Raw genomic sequence first — 22,311 nt, forward strand, 5'->3', positions numbered from 1 at the left:
AATACTAAAAACCGGTAAAACCACCAAATAAACTTGAGAAATATACGATAATTTTCGTCATCCAGTTAAAATATAGGAAGATACCCATGACAATCATAACGTATCCTCCAATCTTCATGAATTTCATACTATTTCTTTTAATCCAAGACATTTTCGTAATAAAGAATGAAAGTACGAAAAACGGGATAGCAAATCCAAGTATGTAAGCAATCATATAAATCATTGCCGATTCTGGATTTGTTGCAGCTAATCCAATTACAGACACTAATATAGGTCCAGTACAAGGTGTCCATCCAGCAGCAAAAGCCAATCCAATTAAAACTGAACCAAAATAACCACTCGGACGATTTTTAAACGTAAATTTACGGTCTTGCATTAAAAACTTCGGTTTAAACACACCGACAATAATAAGACCAAACACGATGATAAATATACCGCCTAACTGTCTAATTAAATCTTTATAATTTGTAAAGATGCCTCCAATAAAACTTGTACCAAATCCAATTGCAATAAAAATAATTGAAAAACCAAGTAAGAAAAACGCTGTATGTATCATACTTCTTTTGCGAAGCATTGCATTTTCTTCTTTCAATTCAGAAACCGACATACCTGTTATGTATGATAAAAATGCCGGATAAAGCGGTAAGCAACATGGGGATATAAATGATAAGAACCCAGCTCCAAACGCTAAAAAAATACTAATATCTTGCATTATTCCACTCCTCTCCTCTTCAATATTGTAGCAAAAACAATTGAAAATACTATGGACATTTCATGAATTCACTTTTCCAACATGACAATAAGAAAAACTACCCTTTCACACATTTTCTAATAAAACGTTTTCATTCCCTTCTATTATATAGAAAAATCTCAATTGAATTATGAAACTCTTTCTAATTGTTACTAACATAACAAAGGTTCCACAGTTTCTCAAATGATTAGCACATTATAATTGACTTCACACCTATTGGCCTTAAATTTTTTTTTCAAATGCTGTCTTTATACAACATAAAGCTGATTTTACAATACTTTAATTATTATTAATTTCAAGATTATGCATAAATATCATACTTTTATTATTATTCTATAAAATTTTGCACTTTTCTTTCATTTGACCCTTCATTTTTAATTTTGTATACTTCCCTCTAGTTATATATGTCCGTTACGGAACAATTTCATATAGATGGGAGGAATTTTTCATGCTTCGTTATTCTCTTTTAGTTTTATTAGGAGCGTGTAGTTATGGGGTTTTAGCTATTTTTGTTAAACTTGCATATGCAGAAGGGTTTTCACTTGGAGAGGTAATTGGTAGCCAGTATTTGTTCGGTTGGATTATTTTACTTGCTATTACACTTCTATTTTCTAGACATCGTGTTCCACTAAAACAAATGTTAATTTTATTCGTCGCAGGAACGTCTGCAAGTTTTACTGGAATTTTTTATTACGCTTCTTTAAAAACTGTACCAGCTTCTATTGCAATTATACTTTTATTCCAGTTCGTTTGGGTTGGGATTATCATTGAAGCAGTCGCAACAAAAACATTACCTTCAAGAGAAAAAGTTATTTCAGTAATCTTCTTACTTGCAGGTACATTTTTATCAAGTGGGTTATTAGAAACATCAGCTGGTGATTTCGATACGACTGGAATCATTTTAGGCTTATTATCTGCTGTTACATTTGCAACATACATTTTCGTAAGCGGGAAAGTTGCCGTTGAAGTACCTTCTTTACCACGTGGTGTCCTTTTAATGGCTGGCGCTTTAACTTTAGTCATGATCGTATTCCCGCCAACATTTATTTTTAATGGGGCGATCTCTCAAGGCCTTTGGAAATACGGCTTAGGATTAGGAATATTTAGTATCGTTATTCCATCTATTGCCTTTACAATTGGCATTCCAAAAATCGGTTCTGGATTAGCAACTATTCTTGGTGCAGCAGAACTGCCAGTTACAACAATTATGTCTGTATTCGTTTTAAAAGAAGCTGTACTATCTTCACAATGGATCGGTGTATCACTTATTTTAATCGGTATCGCAATTCCGCAAATTGCATACGCAATGCGTGGACGTTATAAAAAACAGCATACTCATAAAAAAGTTGCCGCATAAAACGAGAGAGGATTTTCATTTGAGAATCCTCTCTTTTATTATTGTATAATTAATACAAATACTTCACTTAAGAAAGAGGGCATAATAAGTGGCATCTATTCCTGATCAATTAACAGAAAAACTTATTTCCATTCGTCGGCATTTACATGAAAATCCAGAACTATCATACGAAGAATTTGAAACGACAAAAGCGATAAAAAATTGGTTAGACGAGGCCAATATCACTATTATTGATTCCAATTTAGAAACAGGAGTTATCGCTGAAATTTCTGGTAATAAAAGAGGACCGGTTGTAGCGCTTCGTGCTGATATCGATGCCCTTCCTATCCAGGAAGAAACAGACCTTCCATACACTTCAAAAATACAAGGTAAAATGCATGCTTGTGGGCATGATTTTCATACAGCTACTATTATTGGTGCAGCCTATTTATTAAAGGAAAAAGAATCTTCTCTTAACGGAACTGTCCGCCTTATATTCCAGCCAGCTGAAGAAAGTAGTAATGGCGCTTGCAAAGTTATTGAAGCTGGGCATTTACGTGGCGTGCAAGCTATTTTCGGTATGCATAATAAACCTGATTTACCAGTAGGTACAATCGGCATTAAAGATGGGCCACTAATGGCCGGAGTTGATCGATTTGAAATTGAAATCCATGGTGTTGGTACACATGCAGCTGTGCCTGATGCCGGTGTCGATCCTATCGTTGCATCATCTCAAATCGTTATGGCACTTCAAACGATTGTAAGCCGAAATATTAGTTCTTCTCATAACGCTGTCGTAAGTGTAACAAACATTCATTCAGGGAATACGTGGAACGTTATTCCCGAAAAAGCAATATTAGAAGGAACTGTCCGTACATTCCAAGCTGAAACACGTGAAAAGATTCCGGCATTAATGAAACGTATCATTAAAGGTGTTTCTGATGCACTAGGTGTAAAAACAGAATTTCGATTTTACCCAGGTCCTCCTGCTGTTCAAAACGATAAAGTACTCACTGATTTTTCTATTCATATTGCAGAGAAAATGAATCTAAACGTTATCTCTCCTATACCATCAATGGCAGGAGAAGACTTTTCTTTTTACCAACAAGAAATACCAGGTTCATTCGTCTTTATGGGAACAAGTGGTACACATGAATGGCATCATCCAGCTTTTACAGTAGATGAAAAAGCATTGCCTATTAGCGCAGAGTATTTCGCCCTATTAGCCGAAGAAGCTATTCATCAATTATTACAAACAAAAAGCCGTTAAGTTACCCTTAACGGCTTTTGCTTATGCTGTTAAATCTCGTTTTATAAATACAGTATAGGAAACCCCTAAAAATACAGCTAAGTATAGAAGAAGCATACAAGAAGCAAATGGGAATGTTACTCCATCAATAAAGCTTCCACCCTTTAAAAGCCCATATAAATCTGTATTCGCTGGTAATAAATATTTCGCCCATTCATATCTTGCTGCCGGAATTAGCGCTATTCCCCCTGATAATGCAAGAAATAAAGAAATCCCGATTGCACCTCCGCTCGATCTCGTTAAAACGGAAATCATAAAGGCAAATGCAGCATACACAAGAGTTGGTAACCAAGATAAAATATAATATTTACTTGCTTCTACGAAAATATTTTGTTTTATTATATTTCCATTTTGAACGACAAATTCAGCCCAAGCTGGTTGTTGGAATTTATAAATAATCAACCCGCATAATACGGAAAAAATCATATTAAATATAAATAATAATGCCGCAAATATAACGATTGCCAAAAACTTAGATGTTAAAATTTTAAATCGGCTCGCTGGACGAATTGTTAAAAATTTATATGTTCCCCAGCTATATTCATTCGCAAAAATCGTACTCGCATATACGAGAATAAACGGAAGTAAAATTGGAAATACGATAAAACCTGTATCTCTCATAAATGAAAGCGGAGAACTACTTGCTGGCGCTGTATTCGTATCTAAATGCTTCATTTTAAGCTGGTATTCCTTTACAAGCTCGTCTCCTGACTTTTCTGTTAAAATATCTTCTTTTTTCATGCCGAGCTTTTTCTCAATTTCTACAGTGCGTTCTGTATAATCCGCTTTCCACCCTTTTGTTTCTGGCTCTAAATATTTTACCGTAACCCATCCTAATCCAATAATTAATACCGCAATAACTGCAAAAGGAATAATCGTTCGCTTTCGCTTAAATATTTTATACAGCTCGTTATAAACTAAATTAAACAATATCTTTTCCTCCTGTTAATTCTAAAAACTGCTCTTCTAGCGTTTTTCTTTCTTCATATACACGATAAACTTGAATGTTTTTCTCCATCAATGTACGAAGAATATTTGGAACTTCTTCATCTTTCACGTTTATAATTAATTCGTTTTCTTTTACTAAAACATCGTATTCTAAAACCTCTGCCGCTTTATTCGCATCATCTACACGTATATGTATTTCTTCTGTTTCTTCCTTTTTATCACTTTGAATATTTTGTGTTGCGACATATTCTCCATGCTGAATAATAATAACCCTGTCACACATTAATTCAACTTCTGAGAGTAAGTGACTAGAAACAAGGACAGCTTTTCCTTGTTCATGCGCAATTTTCTTTATGTACATCCGCATTTCATGTATACCACTAGGATCTAATCCGTTCGTCGGTTCGTCTAGTATTAATACATCTGGATTATGTATAAGTGCCTGAGCAATTCCTAAACGCTGTCTCATACCGAGTGAATATGCTTTTACTTTACGGTCAATTACTTGTCCCATTCCTAACAATTGCACTACTTCATCGATACGCTCTTCAGTCACATTCCCATTCATTCGTCCGAAATATGTTAAATTTTCATAGCCGCTTAAGAAAGGATAAAATTCTGGTGTCTCAATTACAGCACCAATTTTCGCAGCAGTTTTTTCAAATTGCTGTTTTACAGATTGACCATCAATCCATACTTCCCCTTCTGTCATACGGATCATTCCGACCATCATTCGCATTAATGTCGTTTTTCCAGCACCATTTGGTCCTAATAAGCCAACTACTTCACCTTTTTTCACTTCAAAACTAATATTTTCTACTAACGTCTTTGAACCAATTCGCTTTGTTAATCGATCAACTTTTACGATCGCTTGCTCATTTATCATTCCATACAACCTTTCTTCTTAACTCTTTTTTTCAGTTCTTCCCACTGTATCATGATTAATAACATGTGTAAAATGAAGAAAAAGCCATGATTTCTCATGCCTTTCTCCTCGTTTCATATGACTTTTCACCCTTTAACCTTTGTGTAAACCTACAACATTGCCACATTGATATTATAATGACGGTTATCATAACAACTGCTGTTATCACTACCGCATACATCGTAATCGGTGCATTGGTTATCCCTTGGATTCCTACTGCTTTCATAAAAATAATAATAAATAATTTCAAAAATAACATACCATGAATTAATCCGAAAACAAAAGCTCCTCCGTAAGTTAATAATTGCTCCTGACATAATAAACATAACATTTCTTTTCTTGTCATCTTCACTACTTCATACGATTTAAACTCCTCTTTTCTTACCTGTAAAAGAGAGGTTGTCATTTTATATGTAACGAAAATACACACAAAAACTATAAATAGAAACATAGCATAAAACCACTTTACAAACATAGGTGTATATTCCGCTTTACTTATTACAGCTTCATTAAATCGGAATGATATCATAAAAAAACAAATCATTGTATTCATAGCAATCCACATAAATTGTTTTAACCTTTTGGTAGCAAATATTTGTATATTTTTTCTCGCTAACCGAAATAAAGACATAATTTCCCCCTACCTTACTTCATAACATACGCATTCTATACTACTAGTGTATAAGAATATGACATTTTAAACATCGCACTTCAATCGGAATCTTTACTAAGCCTTTAGTCCTAGAAACCAAGCATATTTACCTCTTTAGCATTGAACAAAAAAACAAAAAACGGAAATGCACTTTAGTTACATTTCCGTTTTTTGTTTAACGAGGTGAATATTTATATAACTTAATTATCATGACTGCCTTGTAACTTCATCAACTATTCAACCTTCGCATCTTCCACTTCAATCCTTTTTTTCTCTCTTGCAATTTTCAAAAACTCTAACAACTCTGGATTGTTATTCATTTTTTTATAAGCCACTGACATTTCTGCAACAAAATTAGAATCACATAACTCTTTATATACAACTTCTGTTCTATACAATTTATTTGCGGATACAGGTATTACCGTAATTCCAATACCTGCCGCTACAAGCCCCATAACAGTTTGATACTCCGTTGCTTCTTGTACAATGTGCGGACTAAAACCTACATCACGGCAAAGCGATAAAATTGTATCATATAACGCTGGCCATACTGGTCTCGTAATAAATACGAACGGTTCATCCCTTAAATCTTCGATATGTATTTCGTCCTTTTCAGCAAGAGGATGTGCCTTCGGTAAACATAACGTACATGAAAGTTTTTGAATTGGTTCTAACTCAAGTAATTGCGTTGGAATTGGCGGACGTAAAAATCCAATATCAATTCGATTATCATGAAGTGCATGCACCTGATCCGGTGTGGACAATTCATGTAATGCTACAGACACTCTCGGAAATTTCTTTCTATACTCTCTGACGATTGACGGTAAAATATCATATATCGCCGCACCTACAAAACCAATTGAAAGTGATCCAACTTCTCCCCTTTGAGCACTTTGTGCAACTTCTACTGCTTTTTCAATTTGTTCAAACGCTTTTTTTACTTCTTTTAAAAACATTTCTCCTGCTTCTGTTAATTCAACCTTTCTCTTCGTTCTTGAAAATAACATAACTCCCATTTCTTTTTCTAATTGCTGAATTTGTTGACTAAGCGGTGGTTGTGTCATTTGTAAACGAGCAGCTGCTCGTCCAAAGTGTAATTCCTCTGCCACTACAACAAAATATTGCAAATGCCGTAATTCCATTTTGGACACCCTTTTCACTTTCGATTAATACATCTAATATATTAATAACATATAATTTATATATTAGACAAATATTTCGAATGAACGTATAGTAGAAATTGTTAATTCTTTTTTACAATTTTTATGTAAAAAACAAAGAGGTGGTTACTGTATGAAATGGTGGAAGTTAAGCGGACAAATTTTATTATTATTTTGTTTCGCTTGGACAGGTGAATGGATTGCAAAACAGGCACACCTCCCAGTTCCAGGAAGTATAATCGGTATTTTTTTATTGTTAATCTCATTAAAATTTAATATAGTGAAAAAAGAATGGATACAAGACGGTGCAGACTTTTTATTAAAAGAACTTATTTTATTTTTCATCCCTTCTGCAGTCGCTGTCATTCGTTACAAAGATACATTATCACAATATGGAATCGATCTCATTTTAATTATCGTGATTAGTACACTTTGTGTTACTCTCGTAACAGGACTTTTAACAGAATTGCTATTAAAGCGGAAAGGATCAACACAATGATCGGCTTTCTTTGTTTACTATTAACACTATTCACATATTGGGTATCTAAAAAAATGTATCAACGCTGGAATTGGAGTCTGCTTTCTCCCCTTCTTGTATGCCCAATCATTTTAATAGCTTTATTACTTGGATTAGATACACCATACGAAACCTACGAATCTGGTAGTCATTGGCTAACAGAATTATTAAAACCTGCAACAGTTGCTTTCGCATGGCCAATCTATAAACATTTTGATCTATTAAAAAAACACGGCACTGCTATTTTAATTAATGTCATTGTCGGTTCTTTTCTATCTGTTATTACTTCCGCACTACTAGCTAATTTTTTTCAAATTGACTCTACAATAGAACAAAGTTTAGCACCGCACATTGTAACAACACCTATTGCAATGGCTATTTCAGAAATGATTGGCGGCATGTCACAATTAACAGCAGTTTTCGTTGTATTAACTGCCTTAACTGGAGCGTTATTCGGTCCTACACTCATACGCATATGCCGTATTAAAACAGCGCTCGCAAAAGGTATAATGCTAGGTACTAGCTCGAATGGGACCGGAACATCAAAAGCATTTGAAATCGGTCCTGTAGAAGGTACAATTGCAAGTTTATCAATGCTTTTAACAGCTGGAGCTAGTTTAGTTATCGTTCCACTTTTCTTATCTTGGATACACTAAAAAGCAAGTATTTACACACTTGCTTTTTTATTTACATATCGGTATATTAGCTCGTAATCCTCTGGAAAAGCTAATGATAATTTTCCAACTTCATGTATCCCTTTCCAATCAATCTCATGTATTAACTCATCCGGATCTTGGATTTTCATATTACCGCCTATTTTTTTAACAAAGTAATAATGAACATACACCGGAATCCCGTATGTAATACCTTCTTTTTCGTATATTTTATTTACAACCTCCACATTGTAGCCTGTTTCCTCCCAAACTTCCCTGATACAACATTCTTCTAGTGTTTCTCCCTTTTCAAGTCCTCCACTTGGGACAGACCACCTTTTTTCTTCCCCTTCTTTTCCTTGCAATACCATTAAAATTTCATTTCTTTCATTCATACAAATAGCTGCCGTACCTATCCATCTCTCCATATACATCCCTCCCCTACTAAAATTCACCTTCTTTTTTATTTCCCCTTTGAAAAAAAGAGGAAATAAGTAAAAAGATGCCGAAAGTTTACATCAACTTCATGAGCAGTCCCTTCTTAGAAATTCAAACCGGAAGGATGAAATTATGATTTCTAAATATGTTGTGGAATGTGTTTTTTGTGAAGAAAACCGAAAACCTCGGCAAGCCATTGTCACAGTGCCTGCTACTTCTCAGCTACTAGCCATTCAAAAAGTACGAGCTGAATGTAAACGTCGCTTCGGAAAAACTTTATTATTGCAAACAGAAATTAAAGAAGACTTACTCATTGAACAAAAAGAAAGCTGACCATAAATTGGCCAGCTTTCTTATCCGATCATATTTTCACATGAAGATTAGGGGCATCCTCTTTAAGGATCGGGATTTACCCATTATGTGCGTTCCATAATGGTCATCGAACAATATATTTCTATACAATAAACTATTGAATAGAATAGGGCAAAACTTGTTCGCATTTTTAGAAAAGGGATAGGGATATAATTCAAGTAATACTTCGAATACTCGAACTTTATACTCATTATATTAAAGCAAATCCTTTTATATGAGAAATATGAATTACTTACATAATTCATTCGTAAAATATATTAATAGATTTCTATATATTCTCTTTAATCTACTAACAACATACATCCAGCTAATATTGGTGTCATAATCATCGAAAATCTTAGAAGCATGCGAGGTGCATAATTTGTAAACTTAGCTCCTATATATGCTCCTAACATTGTCCCGATTAAAACTTGTACTAATAATACATAATCTAAATACCCTTCCGAACTATATCCAAACCCACCTCCAATTGCGATTGGTAATATAACGAGCATTGTCGTCCCTACAGATTGACGGATTGTTAAACCTAATAGAACCATTAATCCGAGTTGGATAAAAGGTGCTGAGCCAATACCAAATGCACCTGCTAAAATTCCAGTCACCAATCCGAGGAATATACATTTAATCACGTTATCTTTCGAAAGTTCTTTATGCCCTTTTAAAGACAACTGTGATCTTTTTTGAAACATAATCAACCGAATAAACATAAAAATTGCCGATAAAAATAACATACCAGCTGTAAACCAATGCAACAGATGTGCTGGTATTAACGAACCAAACTTTGAACCAATAAAGGAACCAATCGCGCCAAATCCCCCAACAACTCCGCCTATTACAAGCACAACATTCCCTTCTCGGTAATGACTTACTACTCCAGATAATGTCGTAAATGCCATCGCAGTTAAAGATGTTGCAAGAGCAACATGAATAGGGATATGGAATACTAGAGTGAGTATCGCGATGATAAATCCTGCTCCCCCTGCTCCGACAAATCCTAATAAAACTCCCATTAATAACATTGTTATAATAATTGCCACATAATTCCCCTCCAATATCCCAATTATCTATCATATACACACTTCCATACAAACAAAAAGCACCCTAAGCGGATGCTCTGACTACTTTTCTTTATTGATAATATGTACTTAATCTTGATTAATTAAAATAACAGCTGGACCAGAAACAACTACTCCGGCCACTTCTATCTTTTCAAATTCCATCACTGTAATAGATATAACCCCTTCTCTTTCCATCAATTCCTTACTCAGGACTTCAGTCGGTATTGATTTCACCGTCCTACCTCCTTTTCATTTTATACAAAATTACAAAAAACTACCCAATGCATCTAAATATATGCATCACCTCCGCTTTCATTCCTTATTCCAGTCAAAATTCACATCACCTTTCTATAACATATTGAAAAATAAAAAAGCACTCGCCAAAGCGAATGCCTTTCCATTATTTACTCTCTATTACTTTTAACATTCTATTAATAAATGCTGCCGATTCCCCACGTGTTGCAGAACCTTTTGGCATAAACTCATTATTCTCATTCCCTTTTACGATACCTAGCCCATAAACACGTTGAACCGCCTGTTTATCATACGCTAAATTTTGATCCGTAAATGGTAATGGAACTAAATTACCTTTAATATTTTTGAATTGCAATGCACGATCAATCATAATGACAGCTTCATCACGTTTAATCGTATCATTCGGAGCAAATATATCATTTCCTCGTCCACTTATAATCCCAGCACTAGCTGCACGATTAATACCATCTACTAGCGATGGATGAGCTGTGCTTAAATCTTTGAAATTCGATTTCCCCTCTGGTAATTGCAATGATCTTGAAACTAAATTCGCAAATTCACCACGTGTTACAAGACGTTCTGGCCAGTAAGAACCCTTACCGTCTCCAACCATAATACCTCTTTTATCTAATTCACGAATATCTGCTTCATACCAACCGCCAGTTATATCATCTTTATGATTCGCATCATAATAAGCTTTCGTTCCCTGTAAAAATGGCTCCCACGCATTATTCCTTATCATAATGGCCGGACAATTCTTTCCGCTCCAAAATTGATGTTTTTTCACATTTTCTAAAGGAATATTTAATTCCCCCATTAAATAGGCTGCTAGTTTGCGAGCATTTTCCACAGCTTTATTATAATCACCATCTTGATTGACAGCAATTTCAATTGCAATTGATTCTCTGTTACCGGTTCCTTCTGATCCATCTCCAGCATGCCAACCATTTTCATTTAATGGTAGATGTTGATAAATTTCTTTATCATCTACTGTAAAATGCCAAGATGCTGAACGGTCAGTCGTTCCTGTTGCTTGACTGTATAAATATTGTGCATGGTTTCTAGCATTTGCTCCAACACTATAATTATCTGTCTCATGAATTGTAATGTATTTTGGTTTCATCGCATAACCTGGACGAATATTTTCATTACCTGTTGGTACAATCATTTCCTTTAATGGTACAACGTAAATATCCGCTGTTTTCTCTTCTATTGGTGCAGTATACATAACCGCTGCACGTTTCGTACGAGTTGGAGTTGTGCTTTGAATAAGAGATGCTTTTGTACCCTCAAATTTTGCTGAAGGTGAATAAATCCATTTCACCTCATTATCTATTTGGACTTGGAACCACTCTCCAACTTGTCCAATTGCAATAATTGTTTGCGGTTGTAACACTTTCTCGTCTTTATATGAATTAAATGGTGCGGAATATGTAGCTATCTCTTCATTAATTACTAACTTTTCGTTTGCCAAGTGATAAACTTCCTTAACCTCTACATTTCCTTCACTACTTTGTATCCACCCAGCTCCAGATTCTGTTTGTATATAGTAAGCGTTTCCTTTTTGTTTTTCGGCTTTCACTACTTGATTAGAAAGCTGAACACCTGTCGCTTTTTGTAACTCAGCAGAATCAAATAAAGATGCTGAACCTATTATATGTACAAAAAAATCTCCTTGTACTTCATTTGTTATTCCTTTGCTCTCTCCACGTCCATCTTCATCTTTCATATGGCTTTCAATACTTTTTAATGCTTGCTCGTCTGTTGAAATTGTTACGGTCTTTTCTACTGTGTCTGCATAGGAAAAACTTGGAATCGTTACCATACTAAATACAATTGATGCAGCTAAAACATTATAAAATTCTTTTTTCATACTAATTATTTAACACGTTTATATCTTAATTCGTGTTAACTTCCCTCCCTAATCTAAAATATTTAAGGCTATCTAGCAGACTTCTAAACTAAATAACCCTTTACAATATTACAAACTCTATCTCATTCGTATAGATAGGAATGACTACTATTTGCCTACTTTTTCTATATTGGAATATAGAAAAGAAGCTATAAAAGATATAGCTTCTCCTCTCACTATTTCAATCTCGTTGTACCTTATACTCTATAACTCTACCATCTTTATCAAATTGCAAAACAAGACATTCACTATCTATAGGAATGAAACCACGTTCATTCCCAAGATAGTATAGTGTAGTAATTCCCGTTTCCAAACTGCTTGTTTTCGTAGGGGCCCCTAACAATTTTGTAATTTCCTCGTTTGATTTCCCTATCAATTTATGCTCCTGTAATAGGTCATCTACCATATGTACTCGTTTTTCTTCATAATTTAACCACCGATCCTGATTAAAATTTGAAGTGTATTTATTTATACTTAATTGTACGGTGCATACTAGCAATGGAATGAGACCTACCATCATTATAGTGAACAGTTGTTTCTTACCTTTATCACGTCTTGCCGAAACATGTAAGATAGACTTTTGAATAATAACTAATAAAATAAAAGGCATTACTACCACCAAAATACTCATTACACTCAATGACACATGAACCATATCAATAACGAAAATAAACGCAATGTACATTAATATATGCAAACAAATATAAATGTACAACATTCCCCACAATATAGAGCTTTTACCTTTCTCCACCCAAATAACACCTACTTTATCCCGCTATTTGCGGGCAGTTAGACTCCCACCTCAAAATTCGGCTGTAAAGGGTAGAAGTCGGGTTGCCCATAAACCCCCACTAATTAAAGTTTTACTTTATTTTTCACTTCGCAACATAATTCATCTTGCCAATCATATCTCTAATCTTTTGTAGTTCTCGTGCTGTATATATTACTTTACTTGTTAAAACTTCATTTCTGAAAAACGTTACAATTTCCTCTCTATCTTTAAATCTCGGCAATTCTTCATTAGAAAGATCAATAACTTCTTTTCCACTCTCATTTTCAAAATATACAATTGGTTTTACTTTTCCCTTTACAATATCTACTTGCATTTCTTCCAAACAATTATATAAAATTTGAGATAGCATTTTCGCTTTATACGCTGGATTCCCTTCATTTCTTACTTGCAAAGTTAATGAAGTTCCATCCGTAATAAATTCAAATGTCTCTTCTTTTTCAATTTCATGTTGATACTTACCAATTTCCTCAATCATAAATGAATATATACCCGCATTTTCTTTCGTTAAGCCATGGATTAATTTCCCTGTCCATTCTTTCGTCTCAAGTAGATAAATACCTGTTTTACATAAGATAAGGTGATGAATTCGATTATCATTTATGTCACGTTTATCTCTATATTTATTGCGTATCATAAAAACGTTCGGTATAACATGAAACTCTTCTTCTAGTATTATTCCTTTCTCAACGAAACCTCGCTTCATATAATGTAATATTTCATGCGCATTCACTTCAGCACCATTTTTGGTATATTCTCGTAAATCCGCAATTAAATTTTGAAACATATGTATTTCACTACTATGCTTATCTTGCATTTCACTACGTTCTTTACTATGTTGAACAGCCAATTGATTTTTCATCATACGCATATTTTCAAGTTCTCTAGCTGTATTCACTTGTAAATCATTATATTTTTTCTGTTCCATATTCTTTAAAGTATCCTGTTGTTCTTTATGCCCTGTAATCGTAGCTGCAATCTCATTTTCATACGTTTCAATCGCTTGTTTCTTTTCAAACTCTACTTGCTGACTCTCTGATTCTAACTGTTTATTTTTATAAAACAGTACAAACACTACAGCTAATAATATTAAAATCCCACCTATTAGCACATACTCCATATTATTACTCCTTTATTTCATTTCCGATTATTTTTAAACATATATCAATTACATTATACTATGTTATCAATATATACTTTGTAAAAATTATATATTTTTCATAAAAGGCACCTCAGTCGAGATACCTTTTAGATTCACTTTATTGTACACCATACTGAATATAACTTGAATCATAGTATACCCATTGATTTGTCCCTAAGCAAAGCCATCCATCTTGCTTACTCCATACTCGATATGATTCACCATGATGTAACTGTCTTATAACATTCCCGTTTAATGATGGAGCATCTCGCAGATTCACATTATCGCCAGTAATAGTTGCTACATAATGTTTATACTGAATATAATTTGAATCATTATATACCCACTGATTTGTCCCTAAGCAGAGCCATCCATTTTGTTCTCCCCAAACTTCATATGATTCGCCACGATTCAATTGGCGAATTACACTAGACTGTAAAGATGGTCCACTTCGTAAATTCACATTATCTCCATTAATTACAGCAACTCCGTATACTGGAGTCGCATTATTAGGCGTGGAAACATTCCCTCCACCACTTGCTCCATTTCCTTGTAAAGCTTCTAATGAAACAGCTGCTGATACGTCACAATTTCCTACACCTGAAATTTGCCCAGAATCTGTGTACTGCCATGCTGTCCACTCTGTCCATCCACCAGCATCAGCAGGCGGTATACTAGAATATTTGGAAATCCAAAGTGGAATGTCACTTAACCCGCTAATTCCAAATTCATTAATATACCAAATTCCTGTATATAACATTACATCTTTCCCAGTAGCTTGTTTCACATAATTCACGAAACTTCTTGCCCAATTCGATATAGTCGCACCCGTTAAACTACTATTGCTAGTATCCGTTGGCGATTCTAAATCTAAAACAGGAATTAAGTCCGTCTGATTACTCTGTAATATACTCACAAAATATTTCGCTTCTGAAATTGCATCATTTTGTTCTGGATGAGCAAAATGATATGCACCAATTAATACATTCGCATTTCTCGCAGCTTGTACATTTTGAACGAAAGTCGGGTCAATATAGTTCACACCTTCCGTCGCTTTTGCGTACGCCGCTGGAATGCCAGATGACTTCACAGCATTCCAATTAATGTTTCCTTCCCAATGAGACACATCAATAAACGTAATATTTGAACTGGATCTATTTTGCATATAAAAGCTCCTATCAAATTTTGTTATTCTATATACAATATGTACAACTCTAGTTAAAGGACACGACAAACCTCTCACATATTTCGAAGATTTTATTACATTTTAATATCTGAGAGAATAGAAAAAAGACCTTGTAATTCTACAAGGCCTGTTGCAAACTCCCTTTATTTTGTAGCAAGTACATATTATAGTAAAGTCCTTGTTTACTAAGTAACTCTTGATGTGTTCCGCTTTCTACAATTTCCCCTTCATGCATAACAAATATTTGATCCGCATCTTGGATTGTAGACAATCTGTGCGCTATCGCTATCGTTGTTCTACCTTTTCGCATTTGCTGCAATGCCGTTTGGATAGCCTCTTCTGTTTCTGTATCAATATTTGCCGTCGCTTCATCTAACACTAATACTTTCGGATTGGTTGCTATCGTTCTAGCAAAAGCAATTAATTGCCTTTGACCACTAGAAAATGCAGCTCCTCTTTCGACAACTTCTGTATCATACTGCTCTGGTAATTTTTCAATAAACGTATTCGCTTGCACAAACTTTGCCGCTTCCTCTATCTTTTCATCCGTAATCTCTTCATTATACATACGAATATTTTGCTTTACATTTCCAGCAAATAAAAATGCATCTTGCAGCACAAGACCAATTTTCTTTCGAATTTCTTGTTCTTCGAACTTCTCTAAATCTACTCCGTCTATTACAATATTTCCTGATTTAATATTGTAAAATCTCATTAATAAATTCATGATCGTACTCTTTCCGCTACCAGTATGCCCTACGAAAGCAACCGTTTGCCCTGGCTTTACGTGAAAAGATACATTTTTTAAAACGTCACGCTTTCCATCATATGAAAAAGTAACATCTTTAAACTGAATTTCCCCGTTAGCTACTCGTGGCTGTTCACTCCCCATTTGAACAGGAGCTAAATCTTTATCATCCATTAAATGAAATACACGCGATGATGAAACAAGCGCTTGCTGGAAGAAAGATAGTTTCATCATCATCTCATTTACCGGCTGGAAGAAACGATGAATATAGTTAACGAAAGCATATAAAACGCCTACTTCAACAGGACTCTTTAAAGCATCGATTCCGAATAAACCAAGTACTAACGCAATTGCTACAATATGAACAAGATCTGTTGCTGGACGTAAAAGTAATGCATCTAATTTCAATGTACGACGTCCAGCACTAAAATGTTTATTGTTCACTTCTTCAAATTCTTTTCTCATCCGCTTTTCTTGCCGGAACACCTGAACAATATTCATACCTTGAATGGACTCATTTAACTTTGCATTTAATATACTCAGCTGATTACGTACCTCTAAATAAAAAGCTGCACTTTTCCGTTGATACAACACCATAATTGCAAACATTACCGGAATTAATATGAGCGAGAATAGCGCTAATTTTACATCTAATAAAAACATCGCTACTAAAATCCCTACTAAAAAGACTACATTTTTCACGAATGTTGATAGTACACTAACATAAAAATCCTTAATCGCTTCTGTATCATTCGTTATGCGAGATACGAGCGTACCAATCGGCGTACGATCAAAGAAGCTTAATGACAATTTTTGAACATGTTCATACACTTCAACTCGCATATCTTGGACAATCTTAAAAGCGATATTTTGAAAGTACAATAAGTCTAAATAAGTAAATAATACTTTTAATAAATGAGCAATAATATACACTACAAATAGGGTTACAAGTGCTGATTGTTCAAAGTTACCTGGCACTAAGTGTTCATCAAGAAATTGTTTAATTAAAAAAGGACCCATCATTTCAGTTACAGTTGCACCAACTAGAAATAAAAATGCTAACGCCAATAACCCTTTATAGGGCCTCATATAAGAAAGCAACCTTCTTAAATCACTCCGTTTTTTCTCAGCCATCATACGCCTCCTTTCTCTACTAATGCCTCTAACTGCTGGCTTTCGTACATTTCTTTATACCAACCATTTTCTTTCATTAATTGCTCATGTGTCCCTCGCTGCATAACCCTACCTTCATCAATAACAAGAATAAGATTTGCATGCTGAATAGCACTTAAACGATGGGCAGTAATAATCGTCGTTTTCTCTGCCCTTTCTCGTTTCAATGCAGTTAAAATAGTTTCTTCTGTTTTTGCATCTACGGCTGATAAACAATCATCTAATATTAAAATTTCAGCATTTGTTAATAATGCACGCGCAATAGAGATTCTCTGTTTTTGACCTCCTGATAGTGAAACGCCCCTTTCACCTACTACAGTGTCATACCCTTCTGGAAATTGAAATATATCATTATGAATACAAGCAATATCAGCAGCTCGGCTAATTTCTTTATATGTAGCATCGGCCTTTCCAAAAGCAATGTTCTCCCCAATACTCGCTGAAAATAAAAAGTGATCTTGCGGTACATATGAAATTGCAGAACGCACACCGTGAAGTGTTAAATCTCGAATATCCCGCTCCCCAACTTTTAATTCACCATTAAAATGATCATACTCTCGAATTAAACATTTTAATAACGTCGTCTTCCCTGCACCGGTACGCCCTACAACTCCTAACGTTTCACCTTTTCTTAAGTTAAAGTAAATATCTTTTAAGTTTAATAGTTCATTCTTTTTATAAGAAAACGAATCAACAGCAAACGAAACATCACCACTTGCTATAGCATGTATAGCATTTTCCTTATTCACTACATCTGAAGTTTGTGAAAATATTTTCTCCACACGATCATACGAAGCACGTCCACGCTCCATAATATTAAATAGCCATCCAAAAGCTAACATTGGCCATACAAGTGTCCCTAAGTACGTTGTAAATGTTACTAATTCCCCTACAGTTAATTCACCTCGTACGACTAATAATGATCCGTAACAAATTGCGATCAAAAATGAAAATCCGACAATTAGGGAAATCGTTGGATCGAATAACGAGTCAATACGTGCAACTAGCATATTTTTATGTACGACATCTTCAGATTTTTTCCGAAACGCTTGTAAATCCTCTTTCTCTTGTCCAAGTGAGCGAATTACCTTCATCCCACTCATACTTTCTTGCACTTTATCATTGATTTCAGAAAACGATTGCTGTGCCTTATGAAATCTTCTATGCAATAAAGTTCCATAATAATTTGTAGAAATAGCTACAATTGGCATCGGAATTAAACTTAATAACGTTAACTTCCAACTAATTGTAAATCCCATCGCTACGAGTACACATCCTCCAACAGCTAATGAATCAACGAGTGTTAAAACACCTGCCCCCGCAGTTTGCTGAATCGCCTGAATATCATTTGTCGCATGTGCCATCAAATCGCCTGTGCGACGTGATTGATAAAAAGATGGGCTCATCTTAGTAAAATGTTCATATAGATTCTTTCGCAGTTGACGAGCTAGTTTTAAAGAAGATCCAAAAATCATAATACGCCATAAGTAACGTAATATATACATCATAATTCCTACAACTACTAATAGAATAACCCAGTTCAACAATTTTTCAGACGTTAATGTTCCACTATTAATTTCATCTACTACAATCCCTAGTACTCTTGGCGCTACAAGTTCAAGAAGTGCGACACCAAATAACATAATAATTCCGATTATGTACGCTCGTTTTTCTTGCTTAAAAAACCAAGCTAAATTAAAAAACACTTTCATATTTATCCTCCTCCCTTAAAATGAGCGATGTTTTCAGTGTAACAAAAATACAGAATATTTAAAAGTTTTAAATGTGTTTTATAACCAAAAGAAAAGGGCACTCGGTAAGAGTGCCCTTTTGCGCTTATTTTGTTTGTTGCTTGTTCATCGCGCTCATCATTTGATTGATTTTCTTTTGGGAAGGTTTTTGTCCCATTTGCATCATCATCATTTTTAACATTTGTTCGTTAATTGGTGGATTTTTTTGTAAGTAATTCATCATGTATTTGCGGGCAATGAAAAATCCTAACGCCACGCCTGCTACTAGTGCTACTACGCCCACTAGAATACCTAACCACATTGGCATATCTTTTCCTCCTTCATGTTGTCTACCTTACAGTGTACTAAAACCTTTTCAATAAGACAAGATACTATTCGACATTTTTTACACATATGTTCGTACTTGTTTGAGAGGATTTAACCAACCGTACTTTTTATTTTCATAATCCATCGCTAAAAATGTTAACTCACACTTTCTAAGCACCTCAAAGAAAGTTGTTTCCATGGATACATTTCCAGAAGTATTTATTCGAATATATTGTGGTTTCACCATTATTTCTCCGTATTCGGCTCCTGTATAAAGCGTATGAGTATGATTTGTTCTTTCATATTTACCAAGAACACGCAAAGCTTGTTCTAATTTATGATGAATTTTCATTACTTGTAACGGCATCGTAATATACGTCATTTGTTTATATAATACTTTCTTCTCCGAAAGGAACCCAGATTCTGAAAATCGAGCAAATAAATCAAAAAACAAATATTCACGACCAAAGTAAGCTTTCGCAATATCCTCTTGAATTAAATACAATTCATACGTTTTCATTTTTCCCCTCCCGATCTGGACAACCTTTTCCCTACATTATATAAGAGAAGATTTGCAATGATTGTCTGACTACGGAGAGAGAAAAAACTTTTCCTGTCGAAAAAACTCAATTACATAGAAAAATCTCCCCATGCTGGAGAGATTTTTCTAAAATCATTAAAGCATTTCTTTTACTTTACGAACAACGTTCTCTACAGTAAATCCATACTCTTCCATAATCTTCTCACCAGGAGCAGAAGCACCGAATGTGTCGATACCTAGTACATCTCCATCAAGGCCTACGTAACGGTGCCATCCGAATGTAGCACCCATTTCAATTGCGAAACGTTTCGTTACTGCTTTTGGTAGTACAGATTCTTTGTACTCAGCAGTTTGAGCTTCGAAGCGATCCATAGATGGCATGCTAACAACAGCTGCATCAACGCCGTCTGCTGCTAGAGCTTTTTGCGCTTCGATTGCTAAGCTTACTTCAGATCCAGTTGCAATTAAGATTACATCAGCAGTTTCTTTCTTGCTTGCAGAAACTACATATGCACCTTTTGCTACTTTTTCATAAGTATCGTCTTTTGCACCTTCTAATGTTGGAAGATCTTGACGAGTTAACACTAATGCAGTTGGTGTTTTTGTTGATTCTAGAGCTAGTCTCCAAGCTGCAACTGATTCGTTACCGTCTGCTGGACGAATAACAGAAACGTTTGGCATTGCACGAAGTGCTGCTAATTGTTCAACCGGCTCATGTGTTGGACCATCTTCACCAACAGCGATACTATCATGTGTGAATACATACGTTACAGGCAATTGCATTAATGCTGCAAGACGAATTGCTGGACGTAAGTAGTCAGAGAATACGAAGAACGTACCACCGTAAGTTTTTAAACCGCCATGAAGTGCGATACCGTTCATTGCTGCACCCATTGCGAACTCACGTACACCGTACCAAATGTTTTTTCCGCTGTAATCAGCTCTTGTAAAGTCTTTTTCGTTATTCATGTATGTTTTGTTAGAACCAGCAAGGTCAGCAGATCCACCGAAGAATGATGGTACAGACTCTGCAATTGCATTAATTACAGCACCTGAAGAATTACGTGTTGCTGCTTTTGATCCTAATTCATAAGTTGGTAAGCTTTGTTCCCAACCTTCTGGAAGAAGACCGTTCATTGCTGCTTGCAGTTCGTTTGCTAATTCTGGATATGCTTGTGCATATTCACCGAGCATCGTGTTCCACGCAGCTTGCGTCGTTTCACCAACATCTTGTACTGTTTTACGGAAGTTGTCATATACTTCTTCTGCTACATGGAAGTCTTGTTCAGCAGTCCAAGCGTATGCTTCTTTCGTTAATTTTGTTTCGTCTACACCAAGTGGAGAACCATGTGAAGCTGATTTTCCTGATTTGTTTGGAGAACCGAAACCAATTGTCGTTCTTACTTCAATTAGCGTTGGGCGTTTTTCGTCAGCTTTCGCTTCTTCAATTGCTTTTGCGATTGCTTCAATATCATTTCCATCCTCAACACGGATTACTTGCCATCCGTATGCTTTGTAACGATCTTCTACACTTTCAGAGAATGAACGATTTAAATCGCCATCTAATGAAATATCGTTTGAATCGTAAAGTACAACAAGACGACCTAATTGTAAATGAGCAGCTAATGAAGATGCTTCAGCAGAAACGCCTTCCATTAAATCTCCATCACCACAAATAGCGTATGTATGATGATCTACTACATTATACGCATCACGGTTGTATTTAGCCGCTAAATGTCTTTCAGCCATTGCCATACCTACAGCAGTTGCAATACCTTGTCCAAGTGGACCAGTTGTTGAGTCTACACCTGCTGTGTGACCATACTCAGGATGTCCTGGAGTTTTGCTTCCCCATTGACGGAAGTTCTTTAAATCATCCATTGTTAAGTCATAACCAGATAGATGAAGTAGACTGTATAGTAACATTGAGCCATGACCTGCAGATAATACGAAACGATCGCGGTTAAACCACGTTGGGTTATTTGGATTGTGTTTCATAAATTGAGTCCATAATGTATAAGCCATTGGTGCTGCACCCATTGGCATTCCTGGGTGACCAGAGTTTGCTTTTTCAATCGCATCAATGGATAATGTGCGAATCGTGTTGATAGAAAGTTGTTCGATTGAATGTGACATGCTATTCTTCCCTTCGCGTATGTTAGTAAACGTTTTATACATTTATATGATAGCTTCCCACGCAAGATTATACAACATGTATCGACAAATATGTTGATGTTTTTTTGATTTTTCATAAAAAACACAGTGATCTAGGGAATGTATGGGCATTCAATATGACATACTTTTTAATTGTTTTTATTTTAAAAATAAATATAATTATCTGTATATTTATACAAATATACTAATTTCTGATATATCTCCTTTTTGATAA

At 35.1% G+C, this 22,311-nt stretch carries 22 protein-coding genes; 5 read left to right on the forward strand and 17 right to left on the reverse strand.

Going from position 1 to position 22,311, the window contains the following annotated elements; translation table 11 throughout:
• Nucleotides 1-4: 4 nt before the first annotated feature.
• The gene (gene ccdA, locus NSQ08_RS16515) at nt 5-712 is read right to left on the reverse strand and encodes a cytochrome c-type biogenesis protein CcdA (protein ID WP_001152684.1); all 708 of its coding nucleotides are present in this window, start codon (nt 710-712) and stop codon (nt 5-7) included.
• Nucleotides 713-1,199: 487 nt separating this feature from the next.
• Here ccdA and NSQ08_RS16520 point away from each other — a divergent pair, with 487 nt between their 5' ends.
• Nucleotides 1,200-2,108, forward strand: coding sequence for an EamA family transporter (locus NSQ08_RS16520; RefSeq protein ID WP_002137757.1), 909 nt, complete (start codon nt 1,200-1,202; stop codon nt 2,106-2,108).
• Nucleotides 2,109-2,196: 88 nt separating this feature from the next.
• Nucleotides 2,197-3,357 carry a M20 peptidase aminoacylase family protein gene (locus NSQ08_RS16525; protein WP_340776994.1) on the forward strand — a complete coding sequence of 387 codons (1,161 nt, stop codon included), beginning with the start codon at nt 2,197-2,199 and terminating at the stop codon, nt 3,355-3,357.
• A gap of 21 nt (nt 3,358-3,378) precedes the next feature.
• Here the strand turns inward: NSQ08_RS16525 and NSQ08_RS16530 are convergent, their stop codons facing one another.
• The 4 genes from NSQ08_RS16530 to alsR form a co-directional block, all read right to left on the reverse strand.
• On the reverse strand, nt 3,379-4,326 hold the full coding sequence (locus NSQ08_RS16530; RefSeq protein WP_002128553.1) for an ABC transporter permease: 948 nt from the start codon (nt 4,324-4,326) through the stop codon (nt 3,379-3,381).
• On the reverse strand, nt 4,319-5,230 hold the full coding sequence (locus NSQ08_RS16535; protein ID WP_002014392.1) for an ABC transporter ATP-binding protein: 912 nt from the start codon (nt 5,228-5,230) through the stop codon (nt 4,319-4,321). Before NSQ08_RS16535 ends, NSQ08_RS16530 begins: the two co-directional genes overlap by 8 nt.
• 94 nt (nt 5,231-5,324) lie before the next feature.
• On the reverse strand, nt 5,325-5,900 hold the full coding sequence (locus tag NSQ08_RS16540; RefSeq protein ID WP_340777002.1) for an FtsX-like permease family protein: 576 nt from the start codon (nt 5,898-5,900) through the stop codon (nt 5,325-5,327).
• Between the two features lie 254 nt (nt 5,901-6,154).
• Nucleotides 6,155-7,063 carry an acetoin biosynthesis transcriptional regulator AlsR gene (gene alsR, locus NSQ08_RS16545; protein WP_002014396.1) on the reverse strand — a complete coding sequence of 303 codons (909 nt, stop codon included), beginning with the start codon at nt 7,061-7,063 and terminating at the stop codon, nt 6,155-6,157.
• Between the two features lie 151 nt (nt 7,064-7,214).
• Here alsR and NSQ08_RS16550 point away from each other — a divergent pair, with 151 nt between their 5' ends.
• Entirely contained in the window at nt 7,215-7,580 is a 366-nt protein-coding gene (locus tag NSQ08_RS16550; protein ID WP_000872360.1) for a CidA/LrgA family holin-like protein, read from the forward strand.
• On the forward strand, nt 7,577-8,254 hold the full coding sequence (locus NSQ08_RS16555; RefSeq protein ID WP_340777008.1) for an LrgB family protein: 678 nt from the start codon (nt 7,577-7,579) through the stop codon (nt 8,252-8,254). Before NSQ08_RS16550 ends, NSQ08_RS16555 begins: the two co-directional genes overlap by 4 nt.
• Before the next feature lie 11 nt (nt 8,255-8,265).
• Here the strand turns inward: NSQ08_RS16555 and NSQ08_RS16560 are convergent, their stop codons facing one another.
• On the reverse strand, nt 8,266-8,679 hold the full coding sequence (locus NSQ08_RS16560) for an NUDIX hydrolase (RefSeq protein WP_002137764.1): 414 nt from the start codon (nt 8,677-8,679) through the stop codon (nt 8,266-8,268).
• A gap of 142 nt (nt 8,680-8,821) precedes the next feature.
• Between NSQ08_RS16560 and NSQ08_RS16565 the strand changes: the two genes are divergently transcribed.
• On the forward strand, nt 8,822-9,022 hold the full coding sequence (locus tag NSQ08_RS16565; RefSeq protein ID WP_002137765.1) for a DUF3903 domain-containing protein: 201 nt from the start codon (nt 8,822-8,824) through the stop codon (nt 9,020-9,022).
• Between the two features lie 320 nt (nt 9,023-9,342).
• On the opposite strand, the gene NSQ08_RS16570 is transcribed toward NSQ08_RS16565, so the two are convergent.
• The 11 genes from NSQ08_RS16570 to tkt form a co-directional block, all read right to left on the reverse strand.
• Nucleotides 9,343-10,098, reverse strand: a complete 756-nt coding sequence (locus NSQ08_RS16570; RefSeq protein ID WP_340777013.1) for a sulfite exporter TauE/SafE family protein — start codon at nt 10,096-10,098, stop codon at nt 9,343-9,345.
• Nucleotides 10,099-10,206: 108 nt separating this feature from the next.
• Nucleotides 10,207-10,353 (reverse strand): BC1881 family protein, encoded by a 147-nt coding sequence (locus NSQ08_RS16575; RefSeq protein ID WP_002014405.1) that lies wholly within the window; start codon nt 10,351-10,353, stop codon nt 10,207-10,209.
• 166 nt (nt 10,354-10,519) lie between these two features.
• A complete protein-coding gene (locus NSQ08_RS16580; protein ID WP_340777018.1) occupies nt 10,520-12,247 on the reverse strand; it encodes an S-layer homology domain-containing protein in 1,728 nt (575 codons plus the stop codon).
• Between the two features lie 220 nt (nt 12,248-12,467).
• On the reverse strand, nt 12,468-13,037 hold the full coding sequence (locus NSQ08_RS16585; RefSeq protein WP_113769570.1) for a hypothetical protein: 570 nt from the start codon (nt 13,035-13,037) through the stop codon (nt 12,468-12,470).
• 124 nt (nt 13,038-13,161) lie between these two features.
• Complete coding sequence (locus tag NSQ08_RS16590) at nt 13,162-14,196, reverse strand: nuclease-related domain-containing protein (protein WP_340777021.1); 1,035 nt, start codon at nt 14,194-14,196, stop codon at nt 13,162-13,164.
• Nucleotides 14,197-14,335: 139 nt separating this feature from the next.
• Nucleotides 14,336-15,382, reverse strand: coding sequence for a GH25 family lysozyme (locus NSQ08_RS16595; RefSeq protein WP_061674201.1), 1,047 nt, complete (start codon nt 15,380-15,382; stop codon nt 14,336-14,338).
• Between the two features lie 139 nt (nt 15,383-15,521).
• Nucleotides 15,522-17,285, reverse strand: coding sequence for an ABC transporter ATP-binding protein (locus NSQ08_RS16600; RefSeq protein WP_340777026.1), 1,764 nt, complete (start codon nt 17,283-17,285; stop codon nt 15,522-15,524).
• Nucleotides 17,285-19,036, reverse strand: a complete 1,752-nt coding sequence (locus NSQ08_RS16605; RefSeq protein WP_002033485.1) for an ABC transporter transmembrane domain-containing protein — start codon at nt 19,034-19,036, stop codon at nt 17,285-17,287. The genes NSQ08_RS16600 and NSQ08_RS16605 overlap by 1 nt, the downstream gene beginning before the upstream one ends.
• Before the next feature lie 124 nt (nt 19,037-19,160).
• Nucleotides 19,161-19,382, reverse strand: coding sequence for a YneF family protein (locus NSQ08_RS16610; RefSeq protein WP_001132292.1), 222 nt, complete (start codon nt 19,380-19,382; stop codon nt 19,161-19,163).
• 78 nt (nt 19,383-19,460) lie between these two features.
• The gene (sirA, locus tag NSQ08_RS16615) at nt 19,461-19,901 is read right to left on the reverse strand and encodes a sporulation inhibitor of replication protein SirA (RefSeq protein ID WP_002014415.1); all 441 of its coding nucleotides are present in this window, start codon (nt 19,899-19,901) and stop codon (nt 19,461-19,463) included.
• Between the two features lie 156 nt (nt 19,902-20,057).
• Nucleotides 20,058-22,058 carry a transketolase gene (gene tkt / locus NSQ08_RS16620; RefSeq protein WP_002033482.1) on the reverse strand — a complete coding sequence of 667 codons (2,001 nt, stop codon included), beginning with the start codon at nt 22,056-22,058 and terminating at the stop codon, nt 20,058-20,060.
• Nucleotides 22,059-22,311: the final 253 nt, after the last annotated feature.

The sequence above is a fragment of the Bacillus sp. FSL E2-8887 genome (assembly GCF_038007205.1).
GTDB lineage: Bacteria > Bacillota > Bacilli > Bacillales > Bacillaceae_G > Bacillus_A > Bacillus_A mycoides.